Raw genomic sequence first — 18,887 nt, forward strand, 5'->3', positions numbered from 1 at the left:
TGCGTAATAAGCTATTTCACTTCTGCCAGCGCGCTTTTATCAACGTAGGGCTTCATCAGCGTATCGGCTTCCTGTTGGGCCGTTTTAACTGCCTCTTCCGGCGTCACTTTTGGATCGTTGACAACGGCCGCCAACTGGTTTTCCATCGCTTTACGTACGGCGACCGTTTCATAGGTGGAGTACCAGGGATGGGCATATTTCAGCTGCTCAAGGGCGATGGCCGCACGGGGATCCTGCTGCATGTACGCTTTCATTTCTGGTGTGTCATACGCGGCTTTACGCGGCGAGAAGTAGCCGGTAAAGCGACTCCATTCTCCGTTCACCTGCGGGCTGACCAGCCAGCTCAGAAACTGATATGCCGCTTTTTTCTGCGCGTCTGAAATGCCTTTGAAACTCACCAGGCTGGCACCGCCAATCGGCACCGCACGCTGCTCTTTTGCCGGCAGCATGGCGACGCCAAGCTCAAAGTCTTTGGTATTTTCACGCATAAAGCCCAGTGCGCCGGTGCTCAGCATTGCCATTCCAACTTTCCCCGAAAAGAAGGCGGCGCTGATCTGTTTTGAGTTCAGGACACCAGAAGGCATCACCTTGTCCTGATAGATCAAATCCTGCCAGAAACGCAGGGCGCCAATGGTGGAGGGGGCGTTGTAATACACTTCGCCGGGATAGTCTTCATTGAAATATTTACCGCCATTGGCGCGAACCAGCGCCGAGAAAATCCAGCCGCCGTAATCGTCATTGGTCGATGGCAACATTACCCCCCACTGACCCTTGCTTTCGTCGGTTAATTTTTTCGCATCCGCCTGCAGTTCAGCCCAGGTTTGCGGCGGTTGTTTGATACCCGCCTGGTCAAATAACGCTTTGTTGTAATACAGAATTGGCGTGGAGTTATGGAACGGGATCGCGTAAGTCACGCCCATCACCTGAGCGTTCTTATGCATGGCGGGCCAGAACTCGTTAAGCAAAAATGGCCCCGCTTTTTGATTACCGAACCTGAACAGCTCGTCCATCGGCAGGATTTCATCTTTTAACGCCAGGTCGGTGGTGAAGTTGGCGGACATGATGACCAGCGCGGGCGGTTGTCCCGCCTTTTGCGCGGATTCGGCTTTGATCTTGGTGGTGTCATAGTTGCCGGTAAAAATGCCCCGTACTTCGACATCCTGTTGTGATTCATTGAATACGTTGATGACCCGGGTCATCTCCATGGTCAGTTTGCCATCGACGGGGGCGGGAAACATAAAATCGATTTTTTCTTTCGCCAACGCAGACCCGCTAAAGGCCAGCGCGCCGCTTAGGGCGAGCGCCTGCAATTTCGTATTCAGGGGCTTAAACATGGTCAATCTCCTGGAGTAAATTGTGCTGTTTCTCAGCATGAAAAAGATGAAGATCCGACGGTGAAAAACCGAGGGTAAGCGTGTCGCCTTTTTCGGGCACGGTGCCGCGATGGCGGCGGCTGTAGCGCAGTGTGCCGACAGGCGTGCTGACGTGGAGCAGATAATCTGCCCCCATCAGTTCTCGTTGCATTACCGTGGCGGGCAGGACGTACAGCCCGTCAGTCGGTCTGTCAGTGATGTGTTCAGGGCGTATCCCCAGCCAGACCTGCGTTTCGTCACTCGACAGCGGTGGCAGCGGATGTCTGATATCACCGAGTTGTACCTGACCGTTCTGGCAAGGCAGAAGGAGGAGGTTCATTGCGGGAGAGCCGATGAAACCGGCGACGAACAGGTTTGCCGGGCTGGCGTAGAGATGTTCAGGGCGACCGACCTGCTGCACGTAACCATTGTTCATCACGACGATACGATCGGCCATCGACATGGCTTCGGTCTGATCGTGCGTAACGTAGATGGTGCTGGTCCTGAGCTGTTGATGCAGCGCCATAATGCTATCGCGAACCTCGCTACGCAGGCGCGCGTCAAGGTTGGAGAGCGGTTCGTCCATGAGAAAAAGTCGCGGATTGCGCACAATGGCACGCGCCATCGCCACACGCTGCCGCTGACCGCCGGAGAGTTTGGCCGGTTTGCGATCGAGTAGCGGCTCCAGTTGCAGCATCCGGGAGACCTGTTCCAGCCGCGGTTGCCAACTGGCTTTATCCTCTTTGCGAATTTTCATCCCGAAGGTAATGTTGTCACGCACCGACAGATGCGGAAACAGCGCATAGTTCTGGAAAATCATCGCAAAGTTGCGTTCGCGTGGTGAGAGAAAGGTGATGTTCTCTTCCTGCAGCCAGATGTCGCCTCCGCTGACGCTTTCCAGTCCGGAAAGCAGACGCAGCAGGGTGCTTTTGCCGCAGCCGGAGGGGCCTACCAGCACCACGAATTCCCCTTCGGCAATATCCAGAGACAGCGAGTTCAGCGCCGGTTTGCCGTCAAACGTTTTACTGACATTATTCAGTCTTAACATGGCGATGAGTACTCATCCGTTGGGCAACTGGTATTCTCGTCATACAGCCATGGCCCGGCGTAGTGCGCCAGCGAGTGCTGGTAGCTCACCCAGTGCTCTCCCACCTGACGATGCATCAGGCAGGACGGCGGTGACATGTCGTAATAGGGACGTGTATCTTCATGGCAGTAGGGCACCTGATGAACCGTCGCGGGAAGCGTGGTGATGGTCGCCTGACGATACTGCGTCATCGTCAGATTATGGTTATGACCGCAGAAGATGCGGATAAGCGAAGGGAAGCGTTCCACCAGTGCCAGCAGACGATGACCATTTTCACAGGCGATCGGATCCATCTGAGCATTTCCCAACGGCAGCGGCGGGTGGTGCATAAAGACGGCAGTCGGCTTATCACCGGCGCTGAATAGCTGGGCTTCCAGCCATTCTAGCGTCTCTTCGGTTAACCAGCCTTTCGAATGACCCGCAAGGCTGGAGTCAATAAACAGCAGGCGAGTCGCAAAATCATCGACGGCATAACGCATATTTTGCGGGTCGGTGCCCAGTTGTGGACACAGTGGGTGCAGATATTCAAGAAAATGCGCCTTATCATCATGGTTCCCCGGGATCAGCAGCAGCGGGTAGTGGAGCGCGCCGAGGATCTGGCGGGCAATGCGATACTCCTCCGGGCGGCCACAGTTAACGATATCTCCGCTGACGATAACGGCATGTGGACGTTCACGCAGCGCATTCAACTGGGAAACCACGTCTGCATTTCCGGCGTTAACGTCGATAAAACCGTAGAGCTTCTGGTCGCGACTGCGGAAATGGGTGTCGCTAATATGGGCTAACAGCATGAAATCACTCCTTATTTAATACCTGAAAAACCGAAGCTTCTCAGAAACTGTTTCTGAAAGGCGATAAAGGCCACCATAAGCGGCAGACAGACCATTAGCGTTCCTGCGCCAATGGTTCCCCACTGTCCGCCCGATTCCGCGCCCATCGCAAAGGAGACGAGGCCGACGGTCAGCACCTGCTTGTCAGGGTCGTTAAGCATCATGAGAGGCCATAAATACTCGTTCCAGTGATAGGTAATGCTGACGGTGGCGAACGCCAGCACTGACGGCCATGACATCGGCAGCAGGACGCGGTAAAGCACCTGCCACCACCGGCAACCTTCCATCAACGCCGCTTCCTCCAGCTCTTTTGGAATGGCAAGGAACGCCTGGCGCATCAGGAACACGCCGAATGCCGATGTGAAATAGGGCATCATCACGCCGGTCAGCGTGTTAAGAAGACCGAAGGTTTTCAACGTCATCATGTTCGGCACCATCATTACGACGGGCATGATCATCAACTGAACAAGAAACAGCAGAAAAAGCGTTTGCTTGCCGCGAAATTCGTGGCAGGCAAAAACGTATCCGGCGGTGGTGATGGTCAGTAGCTGTACGGCGAAGGTGCCAAACGCGAAGATCAGCGTGTTAGCGTACAGGCTGAACCAGTTTGCGCTGGCCCAGGCATCGCGAAAGTTATCAAGCGTTAACGGGAAGCGCGGCAGTACGGAGGCCATTCCTTCCCCAAAGGTCGTGGCGCTAAACGCCGAGGACAGCATCCACAGGAAAGGGCTCACCCACAGCAGCGCCAGGCAGGTCATCAGCGCACCCAGCGTGACTTTCCTGGACTGACGCAGGCGTAGCCACAGCGGTCGCGTGGCGCGTTGCGTTCTGGGAATGGCAGGGGAGATCTCAACGCTCATGATGCGCTCCTCGCTCCAGTAGCTTCAGGTTAAAAAAGGAGAAGACAAACAGTCCTGCCAGCGTCAGAAACGTGGCGGCGGAGGCTTTGCCCAGATCGTGGGTATCCCAGGCGAGATTCTGGATGTAATAAAGCAGTACGCTGGTGGCGTTATCCGGCCCGCCGCGGGTCATGACGGCGACATGGTCTATCTGCGTAATGGCATAAATCAGCGCCGTTGTGATCACGAAGCTCAGCGTCGGTCGTAGCAGAGGTAGCGTCACCTTAAAAAATATCTGTGTCGGGGTGGCGCCTTCCATCATCGCGGCTTCGCGTGCCGACTGCGGAATGCTCTGTAACCCCGCCAGAAAGAACAACATGTAATAGCCGGCGAATTTCCATACACCAATCAGCGCCAGGGCATACAGCGCGCTGTTGCTGCGACCCAGCCAGTTGTTATTCATAGGGCCGAACAGCTTCGCCAGGTAGTAGTCGAACATTCCCATTCCCGGCATAAAGATGAACAGCCAAATCGCCGCCGCGCTGACCATGGGAATAATCATCGGGAAGAAAAAAGCGGTGCGTAGCCAGCGATTGACGCGGTGGTTTTCCCATAACGCAACGGCCAGCAGTAAAGCCAGTGCCACACCGGGGATAACCGTCAGGGCGATGTAAATCAGGTTGTTCACCAGCGACTGCCAGAAGACGCTGTCTTCAAACAGACGGATGAAATTCCCTGCGCCGACGTAGGGGGCCTCGTCGCTTGCCATGCGTGTATCAAACAGGCTGTCATACACTGAACGAATCAGCGGGAACCAGGTAAACAGCAGTAAAAAAAGCAGTGAAGGCGACAGGATAAGCCAGGGAAGCCAGTTCTTTTTCATCATCATCTGCGGGCTCGTCGACATGTTTCTGAAGCCAGACAGTGTGAAAGGGGATTACTGCAAAAGAATGGCCGAAAGATGATGGTTTTGTGACCTGCGGGCCGTATCCTGTTTATAAAAATTCACGCTAAATTTCACTTTAAGATTTTACGCAAGACGGATTAATAAATATGTCATACCGCGTTGTTACTTAATAACCCTCTAATTAACATGGTTATTAAGGATAATTCGTTAATGCTTATTTCCAGGCGGTTATTCTGCGTCCAGTTTTACCAGTACCTTGCTGGTGCCTGAGAGGGGGCCGGAACGGTCCCTTGTTTCGCCTTTCTCAAGGTTAAGCTTGAGTTTTTTAGGTTATTTTCTCGCTAGTCAATTGAACAGCGCAGAACACGATCTGTATATGTTGCCATTATGTCGACCTTCAGTTTTTGACCGGCAAAAGGATAGCAAAAACTGATTTATTCGATAGATGGGGACATTAGCCAGAGTTTATTGGCTATTCTCATCGATTTCGCTGGATGATCTGTGACAGAAGTATATATATATAAATATTACTCTATTCTAATATATTAAGAGCAGTATAGGCATTTGGACGACTGCCACATAAGGACTCATACATCTTTTCGAAAGATGAGCCCTGTATTCATAGATACTATTTTTATTAAATTGTGACATATAAGTGGAGAGGTAATTGATTTCGCTAAATCGTATTTTAACCATGGATATGGCAAAAAATGTCTATTTTTTCCTCCCTGGCGCAGGGGTCGTTGTCTTCATATTCTACTGTATGCGCATAAAGTTCTTTCCAACAGGGTTGACCATATCCGATGTGATTTTTTTTCTGATGGTTATCACTTCATTTTCATTACTCCTTAGTTTTGTTTTGTTATTGTGGTATTCCATGTCGGTGCTTGTCTCTTACGTTCTTATAAAGTGTATAGTGCTTTTTTTTAAAATGAGACGTAAACCATTACCTTACTCATTCAAAGGGACATATAGAATGGCAAGGTTGATGAAAATATATGACCCTCTGTTGGTATATGTCGTAGTGTCACTTATTGGAGGGGTCGTTATTTTCTTGTCTGTTAAATCAGGGAGGAATGATGTACATTCAATATTCCTGTCAGTATTCGTTATGGCTATTTTTATTACATTAATACCAAATGTTTACTTTGATAAAAGAATTAAAAAGGAAAGTAAAAGAAAGCACACAATATGCATTATTGCTTCAGCTTTGTGTTTGTTTTTTGCTCTGTCCGGTATGGCGCCGATTCTAAGTGATGCAGGGATGGAGGCCATTGGAGTAAGAAAACAGGATGTAACCTTCTTTCTGCAAGGAAATGATCTGGAGATGGCAAGGCATTTAATGGGGGATCCCAAGCAGGACTTCTTCAAAGGCGATGCACTTTTTACTGGAGTGGGCACAACCTCCTTGCTGGTCATCAACCACAAAAAGATGATAGTGAACAATGAAAATCTAACTCTCTCATTCTAATTATTTATCAAATAGTATGGAGCGTGACTCTTTATCTATCATATTGAGAAGCACAAAAAACCGCTTTTTGCTGAAGCGGTTTTTTGTGCTGGCAAGTCACTCACGCTGCGCGATTCGGTACGCCTATGGTAGTTTTGATAATCCTGCATCCTGTTGAAGAGACTCAAGCATGCTGAATGGGCTGAACCACATCACCCTCGCCGTCAGTGATGTTTCAAGAAGTTTTGCTTTTTATGTCAACACACTTGGGTTTACGCCTAAGGCCAAATGGGCCCATGGTGCTTACCTGAGTCTGGGCAATTTGTGGCTGTGTCTTTCGGCGGATACCGTTGCCAGTAAGGATGATTACACCCACTACGCATTCAGTATTCAACGCGACGAGTTTGATGTGTTTGTGGATAATCTCAGAGCGTTGGGCGTTACCGAATGGAAAATCAATAAGAGTGAAGGGCGGTCTTTCTACTTTTTGGATCCCGATGGGCACAAGTTGGAAATCCATGACGGCGATTTAACCAGCCGCCTTAACGCGTGTATGAAATATCCTTATGAAGGAATGGTGTTTTTCTCATCCCCGTAAAATGAGTGAAAAAGAGGAGCCAGTGAACCGACAACGCGATCCACTGGCGAAGGCACAATTATATAATCATGCTGGCGAGCAGAATAAATATCAGCCCACAGATGGATAACAGCGTCGACATCAGCGTCCAGGACAACAGTGTCTCTTTGGTGGTCAGGCCGAAGAAGTCTTTAATCATCCAGAAACTGGCGTCGTTAACGTGGGAGCAGATACAGGATCCTGCCCCGGTCGCTAGCGTAATCAATGCCAGGTTAGTATTAGGATGTACTGCCAGCAGTGGGATGACCAGACCGGCGGTAGAGATCGCCGCCACGGTGGCGGAACCCAGACAAATACGCAGGAACGCGGCTACGCCCCAGGCCATCAGGATGGGATTAATATCCATGCCTGAGACCAGGGTGGAAATGTACTGACCCACGCCAGAATCGATGAGCACCTGCTTGAATGCGCCGCCACCGCCGATAATCAGCAGCAGTCCGGCAATACCCGCAATGGCTTTCCCGCAGGAATCCATCAGTTCAGGGATCGTCTTTCCGCGGCCCAGACCCATGGTATAAATCGCGAACAGCAGTGAAATCAGCATCGCAATCGTCGAGTTACCCAGGAACAGCAGTATGTTGTAGAACAAGCCTGAATCCGCGGCGCTTTTGGCATGGGTCATCTGGATGATGGTGACGACCGCCATCAGGATAACCGGCAGCATCGCGGTGAGAAAACTGATCCCAAAGCCAGGCATTTCGCTTTCGCTGAACCGACGGGTCGCGCCAAGGGAGGCAATATTGCCCTCTTTTTTAAATGCGTCCGGAATAATGCGCTGGCAGAATTTATTCAGTACCGGGCCGCAAAGAATAAAGGTCGGGATGCCGACAATGATACCGTATATCAGTACCAGTCCTACATCGGCGCCATATTCACGGGCGATAACGGTCGGGCCGGGGTGCGGCGGTAAAAAACCGTGTGCAACCAGTAAACCGGAAAGCATGGGCACGCACATAAACATCGGCGATATTTTCGCTTCACGGGCAATAGCGAATAAAATAGGGACCAGAAGAATTAAACCGACTTCGAAAAAAAGTGCAATGCCGACAATAAAGGCTGAGCAAACTACCGCCCAGTCAAGTTTATTTTTGCCGAAATAATTCAGCATGGTCAGCGCTATTCGCTGTGCACCCCCCGCGTCGGCCAGCAAACGACCCAGCATGACGCCGAAGCCAAATATTAAACCGATATGGCCCAGCGTGCCGCCAAGTCCGGATTCGACCGAGGTGACAACTTTATTCAAATCCATACCACTGGCGATGGCGACAGCAATCGAGACAATAATTAGTGAAACAAACGTATTGAGCTTAATTTTTATGGTTAAAAGCAGGAGTAAAGCAATCCCTGCCACAACGATAATTAGTGGCATAACGTCCTCTCATCATAGGGTAACGACCCGTCATTATCCGGCTGCGCACAGGATGAATAATGCGTAACCGGATAATTCAGGTGTCTGGATGTTTTTATTTTTGCTTTCAGTTCTTATTCATATAATCGCGCAAGGCCGCGCCGATTTTATTTACATCATAAATACAACCCGTCCATGTCCCGCCGCTTACCGCCTGGAGCATCGCCCAGAGTCGGGTGTCATCGGGCAGCTCAGGATCAGGAAGTAAATCCTGATGACTGGGTCGGGCGTTTAATATTGCGGTGGCCTCCTCCCGTGAGGGTAATGTTTCATCGTTACGGGTTCCGAGGAAATTGACTTCGCCCTGAAGCTCGCGACAATCAATTTTAATTTCAATAATATCCCCGGTGCGTAATTTACCGATTGGCCCTCCGGCCAGTGCTTCTGGCCCTGCGTGGCCGATGCACGCACCCGTGGAAACGCCCGAGAAACGCGCATCGGTGATCAGTGAAACATGCTTGCCGTAGGACAGATGTTTCAGGGCGCTGGTGACCTGGTAGGTTTCCTCCATCCCGGTGCCGGAAGGGCCAACGCCGATGATGACCAGAATATCGCCCGCTTTAATCTTGTCGTGCTTGATATCGTAAATCGCGCTTTTCTCGGACAGATAAACCTTCGCCACGCCTTTATGGTAATAGATGCCCCGATCGTCAATCACCGAGGGGTCGATGGCGGTGGATTTGATAACCGACCCTTCCGGGGCAATATTGCCCACCGGGAAAGTGATCGTTGAGGTCAGGCCGCGCTCCCGTGCCCGCTGTGGCGACATGATCACCTCGTCGGCGTCGATCTGCTCCTGTTCGCGCAGAAGCTGTTTGAACCGTTGCCGCCGTTCGGAGTGTTCCCACCAGTCCAGGTTCTCTTTCAGCGTGCTGCCGGTGACGGTCATCACGTCTTCATGCAGCAATCCCAGACTGCGAAGATGCAGCATCACTTCCGGCACACCTCCCGCCATGAAGGCATTCACCGTCGGGTGATAAACCGGACCATTGGGGAGTACGCTCACCAGTCGGGGCACCCGCTTGTTGATGCGGATCCAGTCGTCAACGGTTGGAATATGGCAGCCGGCCTGATGGGCAATCGCCGGAATATGCAGCAGCAGGTTTGTTGAGCCACCGAACGCCGCATGGACCGTCATCGCATTCTCAATCGCTTTATCGGTGAGTATTTCCCGGGTGGTGATGCCTTGTTTACATAAGTTCAACGCCGCCTTCGCGGAGGCTCTGGCTATCTCCTGCCACACCGGTTCGCCGGAAGGGGCCAGTGCTGAGTGCGGGATGGCCAGTCCTAATCCTTCGGCTACGACCTGCGATGTCCCGGCGGTGCCCAGAAATTGACAGCCGCCGCCGGAGGAGGCGCAGGCTTTACAACCCGCACGGCGGGCATCCTGTAGCGATAACTCGCCATTGGCGAAGCGGGCGCCGATGGTCTGCACCTTGCCGTTATCCTCCCCATCCCTTGCGGGTAGCGTCGCGCCACCGGGCACCAGCACCGTCGCTTTGTCATGCTGCGCGGCAAGCGCCATCATGGTGGCCGGAAGTCCCTTGTCGCAGCTCGCCACTCCAATGACGGCTTTTGCATCGGGCAGAGAGCGGATAAGACGACGCATCACCATGGCGGCGTCATTACGGTACGGTAGCGAGTCAAACATACCCGTCGTACCCTGAGTACGTCCGTCGCACGGATCGGAAACATACACGGCATAGGGCAGGGCACGGTTCGCTTTGATTACCTCCGCGGCCGCTTTCATCTGGATATCCAGCTCGTAGTGACCCTGGTGCAGCGCCAGCGCGATGGGCTTACCGTCTGCCCCGCGTAACCCTCCCAGCGTGCTGAGCAGTAGAATACCGTCCCGATCCAGTTCGTCTGGGGACCAGCCCATTCCGGCATTCATGGTCATCCCGAACAGATCCCCGCTCGGGCGGTTGATGAGCATTTCCGCCGTAAGCGGCAGTTCTCCGTCAGGGCCATCGGCGTGGGTTCTGACGGTGTAGATATCGCGACTTTCGTCAGCAAAAATATGGCGAACAGACATGATCTTCTCCTCAGTCCGATAAAATGCCCTGCGCGGCCAGCAGTGCGTGGACTTTTTCTTTGGCTTCTTCTGAGACGTCAAGAATCGGCGGCAGGCAATATGTCTCCACCGGCAACCCCACGCACTGCATGCTGTATTTGATCAGTGAGACAAACGGCGTTTCAAGGCCGTAAATCGCGGGCAGTTGAAGGAGCTTTTTATTCAGGGTGGCGGCAGTTGCCAGATCGCCCTCGCGCCAGGCGCGGTAGATACCGACAGAGAGTTCCGGAGCAAAATTAGCGCTGGCGGATATCGCGCCATCGCCGCCCAGCAGCAGGGTATTCAGTAAATGGTCGTCGAAGCCGCAGAATACCGAAAATGACGGACGTACAGACTTAACGGTGTTGATCATCGTGCGCAGATGGCCGACGCTGTCGATGGTGTCTTTGATGCCGACGATATTCTCATTTTGCAGTGCCAGACGTTTCACGGTCTCCGGGGTTAAGTCCTGACCGGTTAGATCCGGAAAGTTGTACAGGATCACCGGCAGTGTGACGCTGCGGGCGATCTGCTGGTAGTAGTCGTCAAGATTCCGCGCCGCAACTTTCCAGTAGTAGGGGTTGATAGCGACGACGCCGTCAGCGCCGCAGGCTTGTGCATGTCGCGCCAGTTTGACCGCTTCGTCAGTGGAAGGCGAACCGACGCCAATCAATACCGGGACCCGTCCGCCGACAACGGCGACGGCTTCTTCGGTGAACGCCATTCGCTGGGCGGTATTCATCTGGCTAAATTCCCCACCCGTACCAAGGTAAAACAGCCCGTCGACACCCTTATTAATCAGGAAGTCAGCAACCTGACGCATTGCCGTTTTATCAATGGTTCCGTCACGATGAAACGTGCTGGATACCGGTGGAATAATACCGCTGAATTTTGTCATTACCTCAGTTTCCTTTTCGTAAATATTCATTTTCGTTTCTGTATCCCAGCCCATATGATATTTGCCCGGCGCATTTTCGCAGCAGTTCCAGATAACCGTCGATCTTATTTCCTGAATAAACCACCGGATCGCCCGAAAGCGAGATCGCATAGTTAACCCGGTTATACATATTGAATACCGGCATACTTAAACATACCGCACCATAGGTTGATTCTTCATTGTCTATGGCCCATCCCCGAAGTCGCGTTTTTTGCAACTCTTCCAGAAATAACTTTTTATCGGTAAACGTATTGCGCGTGTGTGGCGTCAACGTGAGCGCATCTAAAAAATAATCCAGCTCTTCCCGCGTTTTCCAGGCTAATAACGCCTTACCCAGCGCAGTGATATGCAATTCAAGTTTTTTACCAATCCAGCTTTTGCTTGTTGGCACCGAGTTCGGGCTCTCAACCTTGTCGAGATAGAGAGCTGAATAGCTCTCCATTGCCCCCAGATGGCAGACCAGGCCGCTTTTCAGCGACAGCTCCTGCATTGGCCGCTTTGTCACCTCAAAGATATTTTGGCGGTGCAGCGCCTGGCAACCCAGTTCGTAGTTTTTTATTCCCAGCGAATAATGGCCGTTTTTGTTTTTAATTAAGAAGCCGCACTCCACCATCACATTCAATAAATTAAGCAGGCTGCTTTTGGGATACTGAAATTCTTTTAATAATTCCATATAACTCGCCACGCCTACCCATGCGATGTGGGTTAATATTTTTTCGGCACGAACTAATGAATTACACCCTTTGCGAACCATCATGGAACCCTCTTGCTGGTAGAATAAATAGTATCGGCATTGCTGAAGTGAAAATATACCTTGTTCAACATGCTGAACCGTAATGGGGTGATTAAATGTGATCTTGTACTCAGTTTGAATAGCAGAATTCTCGTGCTGACATTCGGTCAAATGTGAATGCATTGGAAATGATAAGACGCCATACCGTCGTGGTATGGTAGAGTGTGAGGTGCTCAAAGAACGATTCGAGGTTCGCACGATGCAACAAATTGATTTTTACATGATTGATGCCTTTAGTACGGAGACTTTTGGGGGCAATGCCGCAGCAGTATGTCCGCTAGCCGAATGGTTGCCTGATGAAACATTATTGAAAATGGCTAAACAGCATAACCAGTCAGAGACGGCTTATTTTGTCCCCAATGAAAACGGCTTTATGCTGCGCTGGTTTACCACTCAGGGAGAAATAAATCTGTGTGGACATGCCACACTTGCGGCAGCTCACGTCATCTTTGAACATCTGGATTATCCGGGTGAGATTCTCCATTTTGATACCCGGTTTGTGGGGCCGTTAACCGTTGAGCGCAGCGGTGAATGGTTGACGCTGGATTTCCCTGCCTGGGAAACCCAGCCCGTCACGCCGCCGTCCTTACTGCTGGATGCGTTGGGTATCACGGAATATAAAGAAGTGCGCGTGGCGCGCGACTACATGGTTGTCCTGGATACTCCACAGCAGATCAATGCGCTACGTCCGGACATCAATGCCATGCTTCCCCTGGGGAAAATGGTTTGCGTCACCGCGCCAGGGGAAGGGAAATACGATTTTGTCAGCCGTTTCTTCTGCCCGGGAGAAGCCGTAGCGGAAGACCCCGTCACTGGTTCAGCGCACAGTATGCTCATTCCTTACTGGGCCGAAAGACTAAACAAAGCAGAGATGCTGGCGCATCAGGGCGCTGAACGCGGCGGGGAGTTACGCTGCCAGAGCGTGGGAGAGCGTGTTTATATCGGCGGACAGGCAACAACGTATCTGCTGGGTAAAGTGCTGCTACGCTAAGCTCATCCAGGATGCGCTACTGGCTCGCCCGCCCTAAAGCGGGTGAGCCAGTAACCGGAGCAGGCCATCAGATTGAATTTCTGCCGGAAAATAACCGTAAGCTGCCAGCAGCCGTAGTAAATCCGACCGGGAAATACAGACTGACGCGGTGTTGACCAGAGGATGAAATCCCAGTGACTGCCTGGCAGAGACGGATGAGTCGATGATTATTTGAATATCTCTTTTGCCGCTATGCGCGACAGCAAAAGGCGTCACGCAGCCAGGTTCAACGCCTAACGTTTCCATCAACTCGGCTGGCGACGCGAAAGACAGACGAGATTCTTCAAGCTGCAACGCTAATCCGCGAAGATCTGCCTTGTGATTACCATCAAGAATGTACAGGTAGAAGTGCTTACCCGAGCTATTTTTCAGTAACAGGTTTTTGAGCAACTGGGCCGGAAACGTCACTGTGAAACGCCTGTGATCGGCAACCGTTTTCACCTCCGGGTGTGAGACATACTGATAAGGTATACCCAGCTCGTTGAGCAATGTCAGAACCGCATTTTCATCCATCTTATTTAATCCAACCAAAGTCAGCGCCGTACTACATGGCGTATGGATGCGCAGTAATGGAAGAAAATTCCTGTGTCATCATCCTGTTGACTCGCAAAGAGATACGCTGAGACTAGCAAAACGGCGATCGTCGGGTATATGAGTTCAATCAATCTTCATAGTGGTATTGACCTGTTCTATTGATCTGACACGCTTAACGCTGCGCCATCGTTCTGTATGTTAAGTAGACTGCTGCTACCTGACGGCGATACTTGCCTGGGGACATAAAACGGATAATCCCCGTGGCATCACAATGAGGAGGGAGTATGTTTTCATACGTCATGCTGGGCACTAACGATCTGCCACGCGCGATCGCTTTCTATGATCCATTAATGGAATTGCTTGGACACCCGAAGGCAGGTCGGGGTGAAGAGGGCGCATCATGGGGAACGTTCAGTGAAAACTGCACCACCGGACTGTGCGTAGGTAAACCCTTTGATGGTCACGTTGCCAGCGTCGGTAATGGTACGATGGTCGCGCTGAATGCCCGCTCGTTTGAACATATTCAGCAGCTTCACGCGCTTGCTCTCAGCCTGGGGGGAACGGATGAAGGCGCGCCGGGCCACAGACCGTATTATGGACAAGGTTTTCATAGCGCCTATGTCAGAGACCCTGACGGCAATAAGCTGGCGTTTGTCTATTACGCTAACGCGTTTTGAACGACAGCGGGGGCGATTCCGGGGTGAACACATTTTATTCATGGAAAGTGTTGACTTTACACTATTGAACTAGTTAACTAGTACAAAATGATGAATTATACAGGTATCAGGTAATGGCATTCTCAATGATGACTCAGCACAACTGGTGGCGCACTTCCCGTTAACGGGCAGTATCGTCACGTCTGCAGTCTGCACACCGATACCCGGCCCGCCATGAGCGGGCTTTTTTTTGCCCAAATTTTGTCACACGCGGAAAGTCTCACCGCATGAACGAAGCCAGCAGATGCTGCGCAGTTACTGAATTCACTTTACGTGCAGAGTCCAGACCAGGGAAAAGGCCCGGTTTTTCAGGCAATGCGCAGACATTAAGGAGCCATAATGAGCACAATACTCAACCCCCGCTTCGGCGAATTCGGCGGTATGTATGTTCCACAAATCCTCATGCCCGCCCTGCTTCAGCTTGAAGAAGCCTTTGTTAACGCGCAGAACGATCCGGCCTTTCAGACCGAGTTTACCGATCTGTTGAAAAACTATGCCGGACGTCCCACCGCGCTGACCCGGTGCCGCAATCTCACCAGAGGAACCCGCACGACGTTGTATCTCAAACGGGAAGATCTGCTCCACGGCGGGGCGCACAAAACCAACCAGGTGTTGGGGCAGGCGTTGCTGGCAAAGCGCATGGGGAAAACCGAGATCATTGCTGAAACCGGGGCCGGGCAGCACGGCGTAGCGTCCGCCCTCGCCAGCGCGCTGCTAGGACTGAAATGTCGCATTTATATGGGGGCGAAGGATATAGCGCGCCAGTCGCCGAACGTCTTTCGTATGCGCCTGATGGGGGCGGAGGTGATCCCGGTGCACAGCGGTTCTGCAACCCTGAAAGATGCATCTAACGAGGCGCTCCGCGACTGGTCCGGTAGCTATGAAACAGCGCATTTCATGTTGGGCACGGCGGCGGGGCCCCACCCATTCCCAACCATCGTTCGTGAGTTCCAGCGCATGATAGGGGAAGAAACCCGGGTACAGATTCTGGAAAAAGAAGGTCGTCTGCCGGATGCGGTGATCGCTTGTGTGGGGGGCGGTTCGAATGCAATCGGTATGTTTGCTGACTTTATTGATGAGCCGCGCGTCGGGCTTATCGGTGTGGAACCGGCCGGTCATGGCATTGAAACGGGTGAGCATGGGGCACCATTAAAGCACGGTCGCGTGGGCATCTATTTCGGCATGAAATCGCCAATGATGCAGACCGATGAGGGGCAAATCATTGAGTCCTGTTCCATTTCTGCGGGGCTGGATTTCCCCTCCGTCGGACCACAACATGCGTACCTGAACAGCATTGGGCGTGCGGACTATGTCTCCGTTACCGATGATGAAGCGCTGGAGGCCTTTAAGATCCTGAGTCGGGAAGAGGGCATTATTCCGGCCCTTGAATCCTCTCACGCGCTGGCTCACGCCCTGAGAATGATGCGCGAAAATCCTGACAAAGAGCAACTGCTGGTGGTTAACCTCTCAGGTCGGGGAGACAAGGATATTTTTACCGTACACGATATTCTGCACGCACGAGGAGAAATTTGATGGAACGCTATAACACGCTTTTTACTGAGCTAAACGCCCGTGGAGAAGGTGCTTTTGTTCCCTTCGTGATGATCGGCGATCCGGGCCCGAAGCAGTCGCTACGAATTATCGATGCCCTGATTGCGGCAGGGGCAGACGCGCTGGAGTTGGGGATCCCATTTTCGGATCCATTGGCTGATGGTCCGACGATTCAGAATGCCGCGTTGCGGGCCTTTGCAGCAGACGTCACACCGGCCCTGTGTTTTGAGATGTTGGCCACTGTTCGCCAGCGGCACCCGACCATTCCGATGGGGCTGTTGGTGTATGCCAATCTGGTCTTCAACCGGGGTATCGACACGTTTTATGCTGAATGTGCACGTATTGGGGTTGATTCGGTGCTGGTGGCGGATGTGCCGTTCGAAGAGTCGGAGCCGTTCCGTCAGGCCGCGATGCGTCATAACGTGGCACCCATTTTTATCTGTCCCCCGAACGCCGACGATAAACTTCTCCAGGAGATTGCCCTCCATGGAAGGGGCTATACCTACCTGCTTTCCCGGGCAGGGGTTACGGGTACCGAACGGCAGGCGGCAAAGCCGCTGCAACATCTGGTTGCAACGCTGGATAAGTATCAGGCCCCGCCAACCCTCCTGGGGTTTGGCATTTCCACGCCCGATCAGGTGACGGACGCGATTAAAGCCGGTGCGACCGGGGCCATTTCAGGCTCTGCCATCGTCAAAATCATCGAGAAGTATGTCGATAACGAGGGGGCGATGCTGGCTGAGCTGGGGGCATTTGTGATGAGCATGAAAGCGGCAACGCGTCAGCGGTAAGACCGTTTACGCGGCCTGCCTGTATCGGTAGGCCGCGTGTTATGCGAGCGACGATATTGACTATAGGGTGATAGTGATACTTCCAGACCGATTCCCCCTGTCGTGATATCACAGGCCTTAACGCTATTTCGTTACTGGAATGTCATCACCATTGAGTCAAAATCGATGGTCCATTTATAGTGTTTTAAAAACTGATGACTGATAAAGCCGTCCAGAATCATGCCGGATTCAGTGAAATAGAGTTCTGCCGGTAACACACCGTAAAGCCCTGTCGAATTGTTCTGATTTAACCTGCCGACCGAGATACTGTCGACGGGCAGGCGGGTTATTGCAAAACCGCCACCGCCAAGTCCTCCTTTGCCGTCATCCGGCATCATGTGCTCCCCGTCCTGCAATTTCATCCCGATGTAATTTAGTGCTTCTTTCTGCAACAAAATTGCGGCCTCTGGATCGTCAAGACCTGAATCGAGGAAAAAGGTCATGTCCTCCTTACCGTTCACCGCGCCTTTGACTATCATGAAATGCGTCCCCTCGAGGATAAAGGGAATGTTTGTGCCACCGCCTTCGGCGACTTTGCGTTGACTCTCTTTATTTCTGGGCATCAGCACCAGTTGTCGCTGCGAATAGTCCAGCGTGGTGAGGAACTGGTGAAACACGCCGGTGGATAAAATACCGTCGACATCAATTTTTTCACCCGTGGTCTCATCCGTAAAAACCCATGAGTCCGGAAACTCTGCAACATCAACAGGGACGTCATGCAATGTCACCTCTCCCAGACCCAATGTTTGCAGTCGGGAATAATGGGTTTCTGCGGTCTTTCCTCCGGCATAGGTCCCTGTGAAACTACCCTGCGATTTGAGATTCAGTTTCTTCGCCATTGCCGTATTAAGCACAAATAAATCAGCGCCGGTATCGATAAAAACATTAACCGGTTCTCCGTTCACCCTGACGGAGACCACCGGTAGATGATTCATGGAGATAAACGGCAACAGGGCCTGGTCAGCTTTCCACTCGGGTTTGTAGGGTTGGTCTGTGCCAAATGCGTTCATTAAACTCAGAAGGGCGCTGTCATGCTGACTGAGGGAATTCAGTTGCGCATTGTCGAACAATGTTTTCGCTTTCGTATATTGGCCCGTCTGATAATAAACGTAAAGCAGTCGAATTTGACTTCTCAGATCCCTGGATACTTTCCGAAAAAGTGTTTCCGCTTGTACATAATCACCCTGCAAATAACGAATCAGCCCCTGCGTATAGGTCGCCTCATCCATGTATAGTGGATCGTCGAATAAAGGTTTCAGATATTCTTCTGCTTTATCGAGGTTTCCTGTTATCAATTCATCCTGCGCAATATCCCAGCGCAAGGCATTGTTCGCGGGTTGCCCGGCAAGACGACCGGTCTTGTAAACGATAAGATCCCGATAATCCCCGCGATTCAGTCGCTCTTCAGCAATATTCCCCGGCGTACTCGTGGCCTGAGACATATTATCGCTTTCCCCCATAGCAAAGGGGATGAAAGAAACAGAACAGAGGGCAAGGGAAGTGGCTATTATCCGTATAAACATAATTGATGCTCCTTTCAGATAGAATTAATCATGTACTCGTGCAGGTCGTAAACCTGTGTTGTCATCAGAAACCAAAATCGGGGTAGGGCTACAGGGGGCTTGTCCAATAATAAACGCCGCCGCAAGCAGCGGTGTTTATTCAGGCTGGAAGAAATATAATATCAGGATTGAATCGGGCGATTAATCGTCGTTATCCTCCTTAACGGGGATATAACTGAACAGATCGCCGGGCTGACAATCAAGATATTTACATAATGCATCAAGGGTTGAAAATCGAAAGCCTTTAATTTTCCCTTGTTTTATTAGCGAAAGATTCTGCTCCGTAATTCCAATCGCATCCGCAAGCTCCTTTGATTTGACTTTTCTTGCGGCCAGTAACACATCCAGTTTAACAATGATTGCCATAGCTG

Annotated in this window: 18 protein-coding genes and 1 other annotated feature; of the genes, 6 read left to right on the forward strand and 12 right to left on the reverse strand. The window is 51.7% G+C overall.

Going from position 1 to position 18,887, the window contains the following annotated elements; genetic code table 11:
* Nucleotides 1-11 precede the first annotated feature (11 nt).
* The 5 genes from OGY35_RS17200 to OGY35_RS17220 are packed head-to-tail and all read right to left on the reverse strand — an operon-like array spanning nt 12 to nt 4,991.
* Nucleotides 12-1,334, reverse strand: coding sequence for an ABC transporter substrate-binding protein (locus OGY35_RS17200; protein ID WP_286632940.1), 1,323 nt, complete (start codon nt 1,332-1,334; stop codon nt 12-14).
* Nucleotides 1,327-2,400 carry an ABC transporter ATP-binding protein gene (locus tag OGY35_RS17205; RefSeq protein WP_286632941.1) on the reverse strand — a complete coding sequence of 358 codons (1,074 nt, stop codon included), beginning with the start codon at nt 2,398-2,400 and terminating at the stop codon, nt 1,327-1,329. Before OGY35_RS17205 ends, OGY35_RS17200 begins: the two co-directional genes overlap by 8 nt.
* Nucleotides 2,394-3,230 carry a glycerophosphodiester phosphodiesterase GpdQ gene (gpdQ, locus tag OGY35_RS17210; protein ID WP_286632942.1) on the reverse strand — a complete coding sequence of 279 codons (837 nt, stop codon included), beginning with the start codon at nt 3,228-3,230 and terminating at the stop codon, nt 2,394-2,396. The genes OGY35_RS17205 and gpdQ overlap by 7 nt, the downstream gene beginning before the upstream one ends.
* 11 nt (nt 3,231-3,241) lie before the next feature.
* Nucleotides 3,242-4,129 (reverse strand): carbohydrate ABC transporter permease, encoded by an 888-nt coding sequence (locus tag OGY35_RS17215; protein ID WP_152405190.1) that lies wholly within the window; start codon nt 4,127-4,129, stop codon nt 3,242-3,244.
* Nucleotides 4,119-4,991: a carbohydrate ABC transporter permease gene (locus tag OGY35_RS17220; RefSeq protein WP_286633703.1), complete on the reverse strand. Its 873-nt coding sequence runs from the start codon at nt 4,989-4,991 to the stop codon at nt 4,119-4,121. The genes OGY35_RS17215 and OGY35_RS17220 overlap by 11 nt, the downstream gene beginning before the upstream one ends.
* A 1,135-nt stretch (nt 4,992-6,126) precedes the next feature.
* Here OGY35_RS17220 and OGY35_RS17225 point away from each other — a divergent pair.
* Both OGY35_RS17225 and fos read left to right on the forward strand, forming a co-directional pair.
* On the forward strand, nt 6,127-6,486 hold the full coding sequence (locus OGY35_RS17225) for a hypothetical protein (RefSeq protein ID WP_286632943.1): 360 nt from the start codon (nt 6,127-6,129) through the stop codon (nt 6,484-6,486).
* A gap of 169 nt (nt 6,487-6,655) precedes the next feature.
* On the forward strand, nt 6,656-7,063 hold the full coding sequence (gene fos, locus OGY35_RS17230) for a fosfomycin resistance glutathione transferase (RefSeq protein ID WP_286632944.1): 408 nt from the start codon (nt 6,656-6,658) through the stop codon (nt 7,061-7,063).
* 58 nt (nt 7,064-7,121) lie between these two features.
* Here fos and OGY35_RS17235 read toward each other — a convergent pair whose 3' ends face one another.
* The 4 genes from OGY35_RS17235 to OGY35_RS17250 form a co-directional block, all read right to left on the reverse strand.
* Nucleotides 7,122-8,471 (reverse strand): GntP family permease, encoded by a 1,350-nt coding sequence (locus OGY35_RS17235; protein ID WP_057078678.1) that lies wholly within the window; start codon nt 8,469-8,471, stop codon nt 7,122-7,124.
* Between the two features lie 106 nt (nt 8,472-8,577).
* Nucleotides 8,578-10,545: a xylonate dehydratase YjhG gene (yjhG, locus tag OGY35_RS17240; RefSeq protein WP_057078681.1), complete on the reverse strand. Its 1,968-nt coding sequence runs from the start codon at nt 10,543-10,545 to the stop codon at nt 8,578-8,580.
* A 10-nt stretch (nt 10,546-10,555) separates the two neighbouring features.
* Nucleotides 10,556-11,461 (reverse strand): dihydrodipicolinate synthase family protein, encoded by a 906-nt coding sequence (locus tag OGY35_RS17245; RefSeq protein ID WP_072146797.1) that lies wholly within the window; start codon nt 11,459-11,461, stop codon nt 10,556-10,558.
* Between the two features lie 4 nt (nt 11,462-11,465).
* Nucleotides 11,466-12,254 carry an IclR family transcriptional regulator gene (locus tag OGY35_RS17250; RefSeq protein WP_046478802.1) on the reverse strand — a complete coding sequence of 263 codons (789 nt, stop codon included), beginning with the start codon at nt 12,252-12,254 and terminating at the stop codon, nt 11,466-11,468.
* Between the two features lie 238 nt (nt 12,255-12,492).
* On the opposite strand from OGY35_RS17250, the gene OGY35_RS17255 reads away from it, so the two are divergent.
* Complete coding sequence (locus tag OGY35_RS17255; protein WP_286632945.1) at nt 12,493-13,284, forward strand: PhzF family phenazine biosynthesis protein; 792 nt, start codon at nt 12,493-12,495, stop codon at nt 13,282-13,284.
* Nucleotides 13,285-13,317: 33 nt separating this feature from the next.
* Here OGY35_RS17255 and OGY35_RS17260 read toward each other — a convergent pair whose 3' ends face one another.
* Complete coding sequence (locus OGY35_RS17260; protein ID WP_286632946.1) at nt 13,318-13,836, reverse strand: YbaK/EbsC family protein; 519 nt, start codon at nt 13,834-13,836, stop codon at nt 13,318-13,320.
* A 305-nt stretch (nt 13,837-14,141) separates the two neighbouring features.
* On the opposite strand from OGY35_RS17260, the gene OGY35_RS17265 reads away from it, so the two are divergent.
* The 3 genes from OGY35_RS17265 to trpA all read left to right on the forward strand — a co-directional run bounded on the left by OGY35_RS17265 (nt 14,142) and on the right by trpA (nt 16,915).
* Nucleotides 14,142-14,534 (forward strand): VOC family protein, encoded by a 393-nt coding sequence (locus OGY35_RS17265; RefSeq protein ID WP_286632947.1) that lies wholly within the window; start codon nt 14,142-14,144, stop codon nt 14,532-14,534.
* A 137-nt stretch (nt 14,535-14,671) separates the two neighbouring features.
* Nucleotides 14,672-14,765 (forward strand) — a sequence feature (Trp leader region).
* A gap of 147 nt (nt 14,766-14,912) precedes the next feature.
* Nucleotides 14,913-16,106, forward strand: coding sequence for a tryptophan synthase subunit beta (gene trpB / locus OGY35_RS17270; protein WP_286632948.1), 1,194 nt, complete (start codon nt 14,913-14,915; stop codon nt 16,104-16,106).
* Complete coding sequence (trpA, locus tag OGY35_RS17275; protein ID WP_286632949.1) at nt 16,106-16,915, forward strand: tryptophan synthase subunit alpha; 810 nt, start codon at nt 16,106-16,108, stop codon at nt 16,913-16,915. The genes trpB and trpA overlap by 1 nt, the downstream gene beginning before the upstream one ends.
* 131 nt (nt 16,916-17,046) lie before the next feature.
* Here the strand turns inward: trpA and OGY35_RS17280 are convergent, their stop codons facing one another.
* Both OGY35_RS17280 and OGY35_RS17285 read right to left on the reverse strand, forming a co-directional pair.
* A complete protein-coding gene (locus OGY35_RS17280) occupies nt 17,047-18,477 on the reverse strand; it encodes an aspartyl protease family protein (RefSeq protein ID WP_286632950.1) in 1,431 nt (476 codons plus the stop codon).
* Nucleotides 18,478-18,657: 180 nt separating this feature from the next.
* Nucleotides 18,658-18,882: a helix-turn-helix domain-containing protein gene (locus OGY35_RS17285; RefSeq protein ID WP_178825517.1), complete on the reverse strand. Its 225-nt coding sequence runs from the start codon at nt 18,880-18,882 to the stop codon at nt 18,658-18,660.
* Between the last annotated feature and the right edge of the window lie 5 nt (nt 18,883-18,887).

The organism is Citrobacter sp. Ct235 (genome assembly GCF_030332305.1).
Lineage (GTDB): Bacteria > Pseudomonadota > Gammaproteobacteria > Enterobacterales > Enterobacteriaceae > Citrobacter_A > Citrobacter_A telavivensis.

Excerpts from the sequence above, each read along its gene's own strand:
- OGY35_RS17200 (WP_286632940.1), bottom strand. The coding sequence starts at position 1,334 with ATGTTTAAGCCCCTGAATACGAAATTGCAGGCGCTCGCCCTAAGCGGC.
- OGY35_RS17205 (WP_286632941.1), bottom strand. The coding sequence starts at position 2,400 with ATGTTAAGACTGAATAATGTCAGTAAAACGTTTGACGGCAAACCGGCG.
- gpdQ (WP_286632942.1), bottom strand. The coding sequence starts at position 3,230 with ATGCTGTTAGCCCATATTAGCGACACCCATTTCCGCAGTCGCGACCAG.
- OGY35_RS17215 (WP_152405190.1), bottom strand. The coding sequence starts at position 4,129 with ATGAGCGTTGAGATCTCCCCTGCCATTCCCAGAACGCAACGCGCCACG.
- OGY35_RS17220 (WP_286633703.1), bottom strand. The coding sequence starts at position 4,991 with ATGAAAAAGAACTGGCTTCCCTGGCTTATCCTGTCGCCTTCACTGCTT.
- OGY35_RS17225 (WP_286632943.1), top strand. The coding sequence starts at position 6,127 with ATGGCTATTTTTATTACATTAATACCAAATGTTTACTTTGATAAAAGA.
- fos (WP_286632944.1), top strand. The coding sequence starts at position 6,656 with ATGCTGAATGGGCTGAACCACATCACCCTCGCCGTCAGTGATGTTTCA.
- OGY35_RS17235 (WP_057078678.1), bottom strand. The coding sequence starts at position 8,471 with ATGCCACTAATTATCGTTGTGGCAGGGATTGCTTTACTCCTGCTTTTA.
- yjhG (WP_057078681.1), bottom strand. The coding sequence starts at position 10,545 with ATGTCTGTTCGCCATATTTTTGCTGACGAAAGTCGCGATATCTACACC.
- OGY35_RS17245 (WP_072146797.1), bottom strand. The coding sequence starts at position 11,461 with ATGACAAAATTCAGCGGTATTATTCCACCGGTATCCAGCACGTTTCAT.
- OGY35_RS17250 (WP_046478802.1), bottom strand. The coding sequence starts at position 12,254 with ATGGTTCGCAAAGGGTGTAATTCATTAGTTCGTGCCGAAAAAATATTA.
- OGY35_RS17255 (WP_286632945.1), top strand. The coding sequence starts at position 12,493 with ATGCAACAAATTGATTTTTACATGATTGATGCCTTTAGTACGGAGACT.
- OGY35_RS17260 (WP_286632946.1), bottom strand. The coding sequence starts at position 13,836 with ATGGATGAAAATGCGGTTCTGACATTGCTCAACGAGCTGGGTATACCT.
- OGY35_RS17265 (WP_286632947.1), top strand. The coding sequence starts at position 14,142 with ATGTTTTCATACGTCATGCTGGGCACTAACGATCTGCCACGCGCGATC.
- trpB (WP_286632948.1), top strand. The coding sequence starts at position 14,913 with ATGAGCACAATACTCAACCCCCGCTTCGGCGAATTCGGCGGTATGTAT.
- trpA (WP_286632949.1), top strand. The coding sequence starts at position 16,106 with ATGGAACGCTATAACACGCTTTTTACTGAGCTAAACGCCCGTGGAGAA.
- OGY35_RS17280 (WP_286632950.1), bottom strand. The coding sequence starts at position 18,477 with ATGTTTATACGGATAATAGCCACTTCCCTTGCCCTCTGTTCTGTTTCT.
- OGY35_RS17285 (WP_178825517.1), bottom strand. The coding sequence starts at position 18,882 with ATGGCAATCATTGTTAAACTGGATGTGTTACTGGCCGCAAGAAAAGTC.